This window comes from Paraburkholderia sp. (assembly GCF_035656215.1).
Lineage (GTDB): Bacteria > Pseudomonadota > Gammaproteobacteria > Burkholderiales > Burkholderiaceae > Paraburkholderia.
The window spans coordinates 1-13,080 of sequence record NZ_DASRSY010000234.1; the positions used below are offsets into that span (position 1 = coordinate 1).

General features: G+C 60.3%; 11 protein-coding genes and 2 pseudogenes. 8 read left to right on the forward strand and 5 right to left on the reverse strand.

Translation table 11 applies throughout. The features are described 5' to 3' along the window. Nucleotides 1-111: pseudogene (locus VFE81_RS13195) on the forward strand (polysaccharide deacetylase family protein); the annotation flags it as partial. 60 nt (nt 112-171) lie between these two features. Here VFE81_RS13195 and VFE81_RS13200 read toward each other — a convergent pair. The 4 genes from VFE81_RS13200 to VFE81_RS13215 all read right to left on the reverse strand — a co-directional run bounded on the left by VFE81_RS13200 (nt 172) and on the right by VFE81_RS13215 (nt 4,851). Continuing rightward, nucleotides 172-1,584, reverse strand: coding sequence for a DUF2252 domain-containing protein (locus tag VFE81_RS13200; protein WP_325045018.1), 1,413 nt, complete (start codon nt 1,582-1,584; stop codon nt 172-174). Nucleotides 1,585-1,742: 158 nt separating this feature from the next. Then, nucleotides 1,743-2,756 (reverse strand): hypothetical protein, encoded by a 1,014-nt coding sequence (locus tag VFE81_RS13205; RefSeq protein ID WP_325045019.1) that lies wholly within the window; start codon nt 2,754-2,756, stop codon nt 1,743-1,745. A gap of 419 nt (nt 2,757-3,175) precedes the next feature. After that, entirely contained in the window at nt 3,176-4,657 is a 1,482-nt protein-coding gene (mctP, locus tag VFE81_RS13210; RefSeq protein WP_325045020.1) for a monocarboxylate uptake permease MctP, read from the reverse strand. Beyond that, the gene (locus VFE81_RS13215) at nt 4,654-4,851 is read right to left on the reverse strand and encodes a DUF3311 domain-containing protein (protein ID WP_074286653.1); all 198 of its coding nucleotides are present in this window, start codon (nt 4,849-4,851) and stop codon (nt 4,654-4,656) included. Before VFE81_RS13215 ends, mctP begins: the two co-directional genes overlap by 4 nt. A 454-nt stretch (nt 4,852-5,305) precedes the next feature. Here VFE81_RS13215 and VFE81_RS13220 point away from each other — a divergent pair, with 454 nt between their 5' ends. The 6 genes from VFE81_RS13220 to VFE81_RS13245 all read left to right on the forward strand — a co-directional run bounded on the left by VFE81_RS13220 (nt 5,306) and on the right by VFE81_RS13245 (nt 12,025). Next, on the forward strand, nt 5,306-6,715 hold the full coding sequence (locus tag VFE81_RS13220) for a cache domain-containing protein (protein WP_325045021.1): 1,410 nt from the start codon (nt 5,306-5,308) through the stop codon (nt 6,713-6,715). 2 nt (nt 6,716-6,717) lie between these two features. Next, nucleotides 6,718-7,365, forward strand: coding sequence for a response regulator transcription factor (locus VFE81_RS13225; protein ID WP_325045022.1), 648 nt, complete (start codon nt 6,718-6,720; stop codon nt 7,363-7,365). A gap of 96 nt (nt 7,366-7,461) precedes the next feature. Continuing rightward, nucleotides 7,462-8,004 carry a hypothetical protein gene (locus VFE81_RS13230; protein ID WP_325045023.1) on the forward strand — a complete coding sequence of 181 codons (543 nt, stop codon included), beginning with the start codon at nt 7,462-7,464 and terminating at the stop codon, nt 8,002-8,004. A gap of 184 nt (nt 8,005-8,188) precedes the next feature. Next, nucleotides 8,189-10,144, forward strand: coding sequence for an arylsulfatase (locus tag VFE81_RS13235; protein ID WP_325045024.1), 1,956 nt, complete (start codon nt 8,189-8,191; stop codon nt 10,142-10,144). A gap of 7 nt (nt 10,145-10,151) precedes the next feature. Beyond that, on the forward strand, nt 10,152-11,234 hold the full coding sequence (locus tag VFE81_RS13240) for a formylglycine-generating enzyme family protein (protein WP_325045025.1): 1,083 nt from the start codon (nt 10,152-10,154) through the stop codon (nt 11,232-11,234). After that, entirely contained in the window at nt 11,231-12,025 is a 795-nt protein-coding gene (locus tag VFE81_RS13245) for a MetQ/NlpA family lipoprotein (protein ID WP_414695590.1), read from the forward strand. Before VFE81_RS13240 ends, VFE81_RS13245 begins: the two co-directional genes overlap by 4 nt. 258 nt (nt 12,026-12,283) lie before the next feature. Here the strand turns inward: VFE81_RS13245 and VFE81_RS13250 are convergent, their stop codons facing one another. Continuing rightward, nucleotides 12,284-12,769, reverse strand: coding sequence for a hypothetical protein (locus VFE81_RS13250; protein ID WP_325045026.1), 486 nt, complete (start codon nt 12,767-12,769; stop codon nt 12,284-12,286). Between the two features lie 83 nt (nt 12,770-12,852). Here VFE81_RS13250 and VFE81_RS13255 point away from each other — a divergent pair. Further along, nucleotides 12,853-13,080: pseudogene (locus tag VFE81_RS13255) on the forward strand (hypothetical protein); the annotation flags it as partial.

Sequence of the window (13,080 nt, forward strand, 5' to 3'; positions counted from 1 at the left end):
ACCATCGAGGGCAAACCGCTGATACTCGCCGTCCTGCCACGCGTGATCGACGCGGCGCGCCGGCAGCATTTGCGCTTCGTTACGCTGCGTGAAGCACGTATCGACGGCTGAACCGGGCACACCTTCCGCGCGGCTCGCTGACCTATTCAGCAAGCCGCGCCAATACCGCTGTCAAACGCGGAAATCCGCGGCCATGTCTTCGTCCGTGCGCGCATCGAGCTCGCCGCTGCGGCAAGCCTTCAGGAACACGTCATAGTCGCGTTCCACCTGATTCGCGTAGCTGGCGGCGTAGCCGGCCAGCGATTCCGCGAACTGATCGCCACGGCCGATATACGCGCTAATCTCGATCGCCTGGCCACTCGCCTTGGCATGCGCGCGCGCCATGATCCAGCCGCAGAGTTTCGCGTAACCTTCCAGCAGGTCAGTGTCGAACAACTCAATGTTCGCCGACAATTTCATATCGCGCAGTTGCCGAAAGTAAAAATGTCGCCCTGCCGGCCCACTCGCCCAGCCGAGGAAAATGTCGCTCGCCGCCTGCAACATACGCTGCCCCTGCACGACGCGTTCGCCCTCGTGCTTGATGGACGGCGACTTGTAGTGCTGGGCGATCACGGACGGCCGCGCCTCCTTGATCTGCAAAAACAACGGCTTATCCATGTGATCGACACTCAGCACCACCATGCAGCGCGTGCCCACGCTGCCGACGCCCACCACTTTGAACACAATGTCCTGCACGGTGAAATGGCTCAGTAGCTCACGCCGGTCATGCGACATCGTCTTCAGGTACTCGCCCCACATGCGTTCGAGCATCTTGCGCCAGTTGCCCGCTCTGTACACTTCGGCCTCTTCCGGCGTGAAAAGCGTATTCGCACCCAACACGTGGAACAGCGCCGGCGGCGCATCGCGGATCGTCCAGTGGTCGCCGTCGCGCTCCGCCATTTTCTCCAGCAGGTTTTCGTGCGTACGGCTCGCGGCTTTTTCCATGCCGCGGCGCACGGTGCGGCGACGCTCCGGGGTCAGCGCGGTTTCCGCCATCCGATCGAAGGTGATGCGGTCGTACCATAGTTCGAGTGCGCCGCATTGCGCATATTGCGCCATGCGATCACGGTATTCGCTGACGGCTGTCATCACGAGGTTTTCTGCCGCACCGCTGCTCAAACGCATATGCCGCGCGGCGACGACGAGGCTCGCAGTCAAACGTTTCAGGTCCCATTCGAAAGGACCGATCGCGACTTCGTCGAAGTCGTTCAGATCAAATACGAGTTGACGTTCCGGCGTCGCGAATCCGCCGAAATTCATCAGATGGCCATCGCCGCAAATCGGCATGATGAGGCCGGTGTCGGGGACCCGGCTTAGATCGTGGGCTTGAATGATCGCGGTGCCGCGAAAAAAGGTGAAAGGCGACACGGCCATGCGCCCATAGCGCAGCGGCACCAGATTCGTAATGCGTCCCTCGCTGCTTTGCTTGAGCAACTCGATGGGGTTCCGGTTCAATTCCCCTACCGTACGATGGCTCGAACGTTTCGAGTGTTCGCGAGCGGCACGGCCACGGGCTTCCCGCTCGGCGATGGTGCTGGCTTTCATGCTCTTCTCCGGTTTTTTTTGCGAATCTCAACTATCGGTTCTAGAAGACTGCTTCTGCTGGCACGGTAAAACGGGACGTCTTATGAAACGGTTTGCCGGCATTCAGTATCGAATTGCAATGCCGCCAGGTACATCGAACTACACAGCTGCGTGGTCTGTTACCAACGGTAACCCACACCGCCGAAAATCACATCTGAATCGCGATCATAGCTTGTCACGACACGATTCCATTCAAGCCGTGCATCCCAGTGATCGGTCAGGCGATACGAGCCCGCGATCGTGACGAGGCCGGAAAACTTCCCGGCGCCCGGGCCCGGCGTCACGCTGTTTTCGTACTCGTTGATCGCATAGTAAGCGCCCACGCCGAGCCCCAACGTGACTTTGTCGTTGAGGAACGCACGGGTCGCCCACAACTGGCTGGTGACACCGTCGCGGCGCGACACCTTGCTGCTGCCTTCGTGCAGATAGCCGAGCGTCACATCAAGGTATTTCGCAAGGCCGCGACGGTATTCGATCGCGCCGCCCAGCGCGGTCGGCGAGTGAGTCGAATTGATGATGGTCTGGCCAAGGTACACCGCCACTTCGTTGTTGGTGACCTTGTGTGTGCTGCCGCTCGCCCAGTCGCGCGGACCGGGTGTGCCCGGGGCATCGAGCTGATAGCCGACGCCGAACATCACGCTTGTCGCATCCGGTCCGCGTTGCACGTGCACGCGATTCAACTGCAGTTGCGTGATCCACCGGCTCGACGCGTAGTACGCCGCGCGCACGCTATACACGACACCCCAGCCGTGAGTGTCGGAATAACTTCCGCCTTGCACGGCGGTGGTGGTGTCGAAGTACCTGTATGGGCCGACGCCCGCCTGCAGGACGAACTGCGGATTTCCCACGGGAATTCGGCCCCATAGCTGGACCATCTGGCCGTCGCGATGATGATCGGGAATGTGCCCTTCATTGAGCCACGTGAAGCTCGCGGCGAAGTATTGCCCGAGCCCCTCCTGATAGTTGAACGCCCACGTATAAGTGTTCGTGTTGCCCGCGCGCGAGCCGCCGCCGAATAGCGAAAACTCCTGAGCGTGGACGACGTTGGATGTGAACAAAAGGGAGACACCGGCAATGCAGGAAGCCGCCGAGATTACGAGCCTGCGGCTAACCGCCGAATTCAGATTCCGCATGCAGTTCGCACTCCGGATGGGCCGCTGTCGCTGCCGGGATTCATGAGCCGACTAGAAGCCGGATGGCGGCGTTGAGCGCCGGAACCGGTCGTCGTTACAGATTGCTTCATGCTAGCAGAGCGCCCGACGACATGCATTTTGAATAGACCGGCAACGCATCGACTTCCTCAATCATCCAGTCTGGGAATAGCCATAATTGTTTGCAGCCGCACGATCGACCACGATGCGGACAAAATTACCGGAGGCGCTTTCTTTGCTTATCTTTCTTTGCGACCATGTCCCGAGTCCAGACACGGCGGCAAAGAAAGTAAGTGCCTGCTCCGCACAGGGGCGAACGCTAATAGTCCAATATCAATTCAAGGAAAGGCCAACACCACAGGCATCCAACACCCATAGCGCCAGCCAGGCAGACACCAAACTCAAACCGCCGCGACACCCCTTCGCGGCAACAAAACCGACACAACAAAACTAACCACCACATTAGCCACCAACGCAATCAACCCAATATAGACCGGATAGGTGGCATCGCCGATATGCAGAGCAAACACCGGCTTAAGCCCTTGCGAAATAGCCATCCCCGTCCCAATCACAATCCCGACAAGCCATCCAAGAAACAACCCCGGCGTGTTCAACCGCCGCGTATACAAAGAAAACACGATAGCCGGGAAAATCTGCAAAATCCAAACCCCACCCAGCAACTGCAAATCAATCGCATACTGCGTCGGCAGAAACACAATAAACAACAACGCGCCGAACTTCACGACCAGCGAAGCGATCTTCGCGGTCGTTGCCTCCGCTTCAGGCGTAATGTTCGGCGAGACGAGCGGACGCCACAAATTCCGCGTAAACAGATTGGCCGCCCCAATCGACATGATGGCGGCGGGCACCAACGCGCTAATCGCAATTGCCGCGGCCGCAAAGCCTACGAACCATGACGGAAACAACGTATTGAACAACGCCGGTACCATATCGGACGCCGACTCCACATGTACGCCGGCCGCGATCGCCATATAGCCGAGCAATGCAATCAACCCCAGCAACAGCGTGTACGCCGGCAGAAAAATCGCATTCTTGCGCACTGTGTTCGCCGACGAGGACGACAACACCGCCGTCATCGTATGCGGATACATAAACGCCGCCAGTGCCGAACCCAAAGCAAGCGATGCATAAGCGGTAAATTGCGCCGGTTTCAGGATGATACCGGTTGCGCCGCCCTTGGCCTTGAAATACGTATCGGCTGCATCGAACACATGCGCATAGCCGCCGAGCTTCGCAGGAATCAGCCACACAGCTGCGATCACGACGATGTAGATCATGATGTCCTTGACGAACGCGATCATCGCCGGCGCCCTCAAGCCGCTCGCATACGTGTACAGGGCGAGAATCACGAAGGCGACGATCAGCGGCATTTCGCCGGTCACGCCGAGTCCCTTGATCACCACCTGCATCCCCACCAACTGTAGCGCGATATATGGCATCGTCGCGACAATGCCAGTGATCGCAACCGCAGCAGGGAACCACCTGCCACCGTATTCACCCTGCACGTAGTCCGCTGCCGTGATGTGGTTCTTCGCATGGGCGATCTTCCACAGCTTCGGCATCACCGCGAACACGAACGGATAGACAATGATCGTGTACGGCAACGCAAAGAAGCCATACGCGCCCACCGAATACACCAGCGCGGGCACCGCGATCACGGTATAGGCGGTATAGAAGTCGCCGCCCACGAGGAACCACGAAATCACCGTGCCGAACTGGCGGCCGCCCAGACCCCACTCGTGGAGTTGCGTCAGGTCGCCCCGCTTCCAGCGCGCGGCAAAAAACCCGATCACAGTGACGAGAACAAAGAACGCGATAAAGACGGTCATCGCGACCGGGTTCACAGGATTGACATCGCTCATTTGACACCTCGGTACACAACGTAAATCAGTAGCGAGGTCAACGGAACCCACAAGAACTGATACCAGTAGAAGAACGGAAAGCCTGCGAACGAGGGACGCGTGTCGTTATAAAACGGCAACCACAGCAACGCGATGTACGGGATCAGCAAGATAAGCCATAGCCATGAACGGCCAGCAGATGGGGAGGTCTCCACGAACTTCTCCTAAGTCTATTATTGAAACCGCGCGCCATGACTTGTGGCCGGACACGCGGAAAACCGGTTACCTGATATTAGACAGCCAAACCGGAGTTTGCTTTTTGCACGGCGCCAGAGCGCGACGGCCGATACAACCCGGCGAATCGAACGGTCATACGAATGAGTAACAACCGCGGCGCGCGTCATGCACGGGTCGTGCAGACGCCCGCGCGTGGCGACGGCACGCGCTCTCACCTTGCGACAGTACGCACGCTGGCATTGAAACCGGGTTCATATGTCTCCTGCCTGATTATAAAAATGCCGGGGCGGCCCGGACACCGCGACACCGCACGCCGAAAGGCGCGATACGTCGCGGGGATGTAGTATTCGCCTTCGTGAGCGTCCTCACAAGCGCGCAACTACGTAAGCCGGCTACGTACTACTACGTAGCCCATCGGCCGGCCTTTCAACGATGAAACTCAAAGCAAAGATTGTCCTGCTGGCGATCGTGCCCTTTCTGGCGGCCATCGCCAGCATTGAAATCGGTGTACGTCAGGAAGCCACGGCGCTCGCCGAAACGCAGCACGCGACCACTCAGGCCGCGTACATGGCCAGCAAGGAAATCGAACTCAAGCACTACGTCGAGCTTGCGACCACGGCGATCGCCCCGCTCTACAACGCCGGCCACGACAACGCGCGCGACGATGCAATGCTGCGTACCCGCGCGCTCGATATCCTCGGGAAAATGGATTTCGGCAAGGACGGTTACTTCTTCGTCTACGACATGCACGGCCGTTCGCTGATGCATCCGCGTGAACCCGACCTTGTTGGACGTGACCTATGGGCGCTGCGCGATCCGCAGGGCACGCTGACGATCCAGCAATTGCTCGCCGCAGCTTCGCGCGGCGGTGGTTATGTGCGTTACGTATGGCATCGTCCGTCGACGGGCAAGCTCGCGTCGAAACTCGGCTATGTGGTGCCGCTCGAACGCTGGGGCTGGATGATCGGCACCGGCATCTATCTCGACGATGTCGACGCCACGCTGGCGCACATCGATCAGGGCGCGGCGGCCAACATCGATCGCACGATGCAATGGATCGACGGCATCGCCGTGGCCGGGCTCGCCGTGATCGCATTGTGTGCACTCGTGCTCAACGTCACCGAATATCGCAGCGCCGATGCCAAACTGAAGCGGCTCGCGCAGCAGGTGGTCGACTCGCAGGAAAACGAACGGGCGCGCCTGTCGCGTGAATTGCACGACGGCATCAGTCAGATGATGGTCTCCGTGAAACTGCTGCTCGAATCGGCGCTGGCACGTTTCGAACGCAGCGACGTGCGTGTGCCCGCGGCGGAAGCCGCGCTATCGACCAGCGTCGCGCGCATCGGCGATACCTTGCGTGAGGTGCGCCGCATTTCTCACGCGCTGCGTCCGTCAATGCTCGATGACCTCGGCGTAGCGGCCGCACTGGAGCAGCTCACACGCGAGTTGAGCGACGAGTCGGGTATCCAGATCGGCTTCACGCAGATCGCACATACGAACGCGGTGTCTTTGCCGGAAGCGGTAAACACAGTGCTGTTTCGTATTGCCCAGGAAGCGCTGACGAATATCGTGCGGCACGCACACGCGTCCAGCGCGGCGCTATCGCTGGAGGTGTCGAACGATACCGTCACGCTGACGATCTCGGACAACGGGAGCGGTTTCGACGTGGCGCACGCGCTTGTCAGTCCACGCGCGGGCGTGGGTCTGCGCAATATGCGCGAGCGGCTGGACGCACTGGGTGGCAAGCTGTCGCTCAGTTCGCAAGCCGGTCACACGATCGTAACCGCGCGCGTGCCAGTTGTTGCGTCTGCGCATCAATCGCCGGCCATGCAGGAAGTCTGACTATGAACGACATATCACTCGCCATCGCACGTTTGATTCTGATCGACGACCACCCGCTTGTACGCGACGGTTTGCGCGCCCGCCTCGAAGCCGTGCGCAACATCGAAATCGTCGGCGAAGCAGGCAATGCGCAGGAAGCGCTCGCGCTCGCGGCCAGCCACGAACCTCATCTGGTGCTGATGGACGTCGGCATGAACGGGATGAACGGCATCGTGCTGGCCGGCATGTTTCATGAGCGCTTCCCGGCGATACGCGTGCTGATGCTGTCCATGCATGACAATCTCGAGTACGTGACCCAGGCAGTGCGCGCGGGCGCCAGCGGCTATGTGCTCAAGGACTCGCCCGCCACCGAAATCATTCAGGCGATCGGCGCGGTGCTGGAAGGCAAGACGTTTTTCAGTGCGGGGCTGGGCGCGCGATTGATTCAGGCATCAGCGACACAATCACCCATTGAACGACTCACGCCACGCGAGCGCGATATTCTCGATGCGCTCGCGGAAGGCCTCTCGAGCAAGCAGATCGCTCAACGCAACGACCTGTCGGTGCGCACAGTAGAAACGCATCGGCTGAATCTGAAACGCAAGCTCGATATCGAAGGTCAGGCCGAGTTGATCAAGTTCGCCGTCGAGAATCGGCGTAAAAACCAGTGAAATCCGCAGCCACCACTGCATAATCTCAACTGTGTAGTCGAGAATCAAAATCGTCGACCCGTCTACCCCACGCTCACAATCCCGGAGCCCAAGACGATGAAACGCCTGATCCAACGGCTTCTGTTCAGTCTGCTGCTCTGCCTGGCTGCAACTCACGCCCAGGCCGAAGCGCAGCGCGTCAACCGCGGCCACGACCCGTTCTTTCAGATATCAAAAGCGATCAGCGAATGCCCGGTGCCCTTAGGCCCACTCGAGACCGAGCAGGAATGGCTCGACGACAGCCATTACCGGATCGAGCGCGGCAATAGCTGCTGGGTGGAGGGCCGTTGCCGTCTGTCGAACGCGTACCTCTACGACACGGAAATCGCCGACGCCGTCCAGCGGCGTCTCACCAACATCAATTACGCCACCCACTGGCGCGAACAGTCGACGCTGTGGCTCACACTGCAACGCCGCTTCATTTACGTGCAAGGCTGCGTTGCGCCGGGCTTCGACAAACAGACGTTCCTCGCGGAACTCGCCAAAACCGCAGACGTCGATCGCGTGATCGACGACACCACAACCCACCCGCACGCAGCGTCACTCCCCTATAAGACGCTTGCGGATCCGGATAAACCCGCAGTCGATCCGGGCAACTAGCCATGTACAGAAAACGCACAAAATCACGCACGAAGCAGCGGAGGAAATTGCACCGCGCGTTATATCCCTCATCACGCTCCAGCGCCTATATCGACAATCGGACATAGCAACGCAGAAATCAATCTTTGGCCGTCCTGACGTCATTGCTAACATCGGCGACCCGACATATCCGGTCAGCACAACAATGACAACACAACGATCGCAACGCCCCACCCTTCGTCCTGGCATCATCGGCGCGGCCGTCGCCAGCCTCGTCGTGCTGGCTTCCTGCGGCGACGATAATCTGCCCGGACCGACGGCGGCTGCGCCCGCGCCCGTGGTCGCGCAGAAGCGCCCGAACATTCTGTACATCATGGCCGACGACCTCGGCTACTCCGACATCCATGCCTTTGGCGGCGAAATCAACACGCCCAACCTCGACGCATTGGTCCAGTCGGGCCGCATCCTGACGAACCACCATACCGGCACCGTCTGCGCCATCACACGCTCAATGCTGATCTCCGGCACCGATCACCATCTGGTCGGCGAAGGCACGATGGGTGTGCCTACCGACGAACGCAAAGGTCTGCCCGGCTACGAGGGTTATCTGAACGACCGCGCGCTGTCGGTCGCGCAATTGCTGAAGGACGGCGGTTATCACACGTATATGGCCGGCAAGTGGCACATCGGCTCAGGCATCGTCGGCAGCACGACGGGCGGCGGGCAGACGCCGGATCAATGGGGCTTCGAGCACAGCTACGCGCTGCTCGGCGGCGCCGCGACCAATCACTTTGCTCACGAACTGGCGAACTCGCAGAACTACACTGAAGACGGCAAATACGTGCAACCCGGCCAGCCTGGACAACCGGGCGGCGCAGGCGGCAGCCCCGCCGTGTTCTACTCGACCGACTTCTACACGCAACGCCTGATCTCGTACATCGACTCGAACAAGGGCGACGGTAAGCCGTTCTTCGCCTACGCGGCCTACACGTCACCGCACTGGCCGCTGCAAGTCCCCGATCCTTATCTGCACAATTACGTCGGCAAGTACGACGCCGGCTATGACGTGATCCGCAACGCCCGCATTGCGCGGCAAAAGGCGCTCGGCACCATTCCGAACGACTTCGTGCCGTACGGCGGCGCTTCGGAAACGCTTGTAGCGACAGCGGCCACCGCGAACAACGGCACTGCCAACGCGAAGTATGTGAGCGCCGTGCATAGCGCCGCGCAAGGCTATACCGACTATGGCCCGGGCAACGTAAACAAGACGTGGGCGAGCCTTTCGCCCGCCGAGAAGAAAGCCCAGGCGCGTTACATGGAGATCTATGCGGGCATGGTCGAAAATCTCGACCACAACATCGGCTTGCTGATCCAGCATCTGAAAGACATCGGCGAATACGACAACACCTTCATCATGTTCCAGTCGGACAACGGCGCCGAAGGCTGGCCAATCGATTCCGGCGCGGACCCGACCGCTACCGACACAGCCAACGCCGCGGACCCGGTCTATTCGACACTCGGCACCGACAATGGCAAGCAGAACGCACAACGCCTGCAATACGGTTTGCGCTGGGCCGAAGTGAGCGCCACGCCGTTCCGTTTGACGAAGGGCTATTCGGGTGAAGGCGGCGTGTCGACGCCGTTGATCGTCCATCTGCCGGGTCAGACCACCCAGAAGCCCACGCTGCGCGACTTCACGCATGTGACCGATAACACCGCCACGTTCCTCGCCGTCGCGCAGGTCCCGCCGCCCACGCAAGCCGCGCCGTCGCTGATCAATACGCTCACCGGCGTCGATCAGAACAAGGGCAAGGTGGTCTATAACAATCGCTACGTTTATCCGATCACCGGGCAGTCTTTGTTGCCCTTGCTGAACGATCAGACCACCGACGCCGTGCACACCGCATCCTTCGGCGACGAAGCCTACGGCCGCGGCTATCTGCGCAGCGCCGACGGCCGCTGGAAAGCCTTGTGGACCGAGCCGCCTTTGGGCCCGGTGGATGGTCACTGGCAACTGTTCGACATGAGCGCTGACCGCGGCGAAACGCAGGACGTGTCGACGCAGAATCCGTCCGTAATCGACGGCCTCGTGCAACAGTGGAACAACTATATGAGCAGCGTCGGCGGTGTCGAACCGTTGCGTCCGCGCGGTTACTACTGAGCACGCCATGTCCGTCCGATTCAAGCTGAAAAGCACCGCGGCGTTGTACGGAGTCTATGCCGCAGTCGCCACGGTCGCGTTTGCGGCCGCCTTTACCGCCGCGATGGCCGCCTCGGCGGCATTGAGCGGCGGTAAGCAAAGCGCGCTCGACGATCTGAACCGCCCACGCGCATTAGTGGCGCTAGGCTCTGAACTGCAATGCGAGCGCTATGCCGGCCTGCCTTCGCGTTGGCGCGACGATCCGAAAGCCGGCATGGTGCATCTGCATGGCGGCAACTTCGTATTCGGCAGCAAGCTCGGCTACGAAGACGAGCGCCCGGCGGGTGACGGCAAAACCCACGTCGCCGGGTTCTGGATCGATCAGACGGACGTGACGAATGCGCAGTTCGCGGCATTCGTCAAAGCCACGGGCTATGTCAGCGATTCGGAGCGCCAGGGCGGCGCCGTGGTCTTTCATACGCCGACGCGCGAAGAAATGAACGCGCGCGATCTGGCGTGGTGGACGTGGGTCAAAGGCGCCGCGTGGAATCATCCGACCGGCCCCGGTAGCAATCTCGACGGGCACATGAACCAGCCGGTGACGATGGTCACGCAGGCCGACGCGTTGGCCTACGCGCATTGGCTCGGCCGCGATCTGCCCACCGAAGCCGAGTGGGAGTACGCGGGCAAAGCCGGCCATGAAGGCGCAGATCTCGACACGGCACCACGCGACGAACACGGCAAGCCGAGTGCGAATTACTGGCAGGGCGTGTTTCCTGTGCTGAACACCAATGAGGATGGTCACATCGGCCTCGCCCCGGTCGGCTGCTATGCGGCGAATGATTTCAAGCTCTACGACATGATCGGCAACGCGTGGGAATGGACCAGAGACGTCTACAGCGGCCCGCATCAGTCGCACACCAATGGCGATACTGCAGCAGTCGCGCCGCTCGGCCGCAAGCACGATACACCGATGGTCATCAAAGGCGGTTCGTTCCTCTGTTCACGCGACTATTGCGTGCGCTATCGCGCGGCGTCCCGCGAGCAGCAGGAAGCAGATTTACCGGCCTCGCATATCGGCTTTCGCACGGTGTTGAGGGATGCATCATGAAACCATCCGCGTTCATCACGGCGGCGCTGCTAATTGCGGCTTCATGGGTCCAGTCTGCACAGGCCACCGCATCGCAGGTCGTGAAAATCGGCGTCACGGCCGGCGCCCACGCGCAGATCATGGACGAAGTGCGGCGTGTCGCCGCCACGCAAGGACTCACGCTCGATGTGGTCGTCTTCGACAAGCCCGAGGGCATCGACACCGCGCTCGCCGCGAAACAGATCGATGCCGCGAGCTTCGAAGACGAGCCAAGTTTCGAGGCGCGGCGCAAACAGCATGGCTACGCCTTAACGAGCGTCGCGACCACCGTCACGTTTCCGATCGCACTGTACTCACGCAAGCTGACAAATCTCGGCCAGTTACAGCGCGGTGCAACGATAGCGATTCCCGACGACCGTGCAGGCACCGCGCGCGCCTTGATCCTGCTGCAAAACTTCACGCTGCTGACGTTCAGGGACAGCGCCGGCTTGCATGCCACGCTCGCCGATATCACGAGCAACCGGTTGAATCTGAAGATTCGCCAGGTGCCGCATGCTCGCCTGTTCGATAGCCTGAACAGCGTGACCTTCGCCGTCATCGATAGCGACGACGCGGCACGTGCAGGCCTTTATCCTGCACGTGACAGTCTCGGTCTCGAAGACGCGCGCTCGCCCTACGCCAACGTGCTAACGGTGCGCGACGATGACCGCGCTCAGCCGTGGGTCGCACAACTGGTCGGCGCCTATCACTCCGCCGACGTCGCGCATTTCATCCTGACTCACTATCAGGACTCGGTACGCCGGCCATGGTGAACACGTTTTCATTCGCGTGCTCGGCGTGCGGCAAATGCTGCAATAGTCCGCCGGCAATGTCGTTCGTTCAACATCACGACACAGGGCTACGACTACCCTATCTAATTGAAAGGAAACAGTATTGCGTTGCGTCGCCTTCAACGAGGCAAGCACGGATAGCCCGAAACGCTACGCGAGCAAGCGAGCGTTTGGGCAGCAGGAAAGGATTGGAAAGAAGCGGCTACACCCAATAGTACGAACCACCAACCGCTAGCCACGCTAACGGACCAGCGAGAATGCTTCCCGGCTGGCGATCTCACCCGCGCCATACACGCCGACCACCGTATAGTCCGACGCCACGCATTCGAACGTCGCGTCCTGAAACGTGATGACAAAATGGCGCTGTATTGGTCCGGGCGACGTGACGGCCGAAATCTCGGCGGCCAGCGACGAATTCATCACTTCGTGAACCGAGTACCCACTGAGCCCTTGCGAAGCGAGAGGATGGATCTCGAGATCGGCATCGCCGGGTGGCCCCAGCCGATGAAACACGGCGTCTGGAAAGAGCACCGTGCAAAACGGATCGTCGTCGGAATCGAATGGTCCGAACCGTTCAAAGTCGGATTCGGCAATCGGATAAGCCAGGATCGCCCGGCGACCACTGACGACGATGAATGGTTCGGCGGCGTCGGCGGCCGGATGAGGAACAGAGTCCAGCAGGACGACGTGGTCTTCCTGCTGGGATGTTGCGAGCGTACTAGTCATCTACTTCGCGACTCCGTTGTGCTCACGCACCGGCTTGTACCGTCGAGGTTTGCGGCGCTGCTGCAGCGCTCGTCGCGCCGGCTTTGCCTTTACTACCCGGCTTGCGGCCCGGTGCTTTTTTTGCCGCAGTGGTTTTCTTCACAGCAATCTTCTTTGCCGCAGCTTTCTTCGCTGCAGGCCTGCCAACGCTTTTCTTCGCTGCGGCTTTTTTAGTCACTGGACTGCCCTTCTTCGCAGCCGTTTTGGACGCTACGGCCTTTTTCGCCGTTACTACTTTTTTGGCGGCGACATTCTGGGTAGCCGCGGCGCCA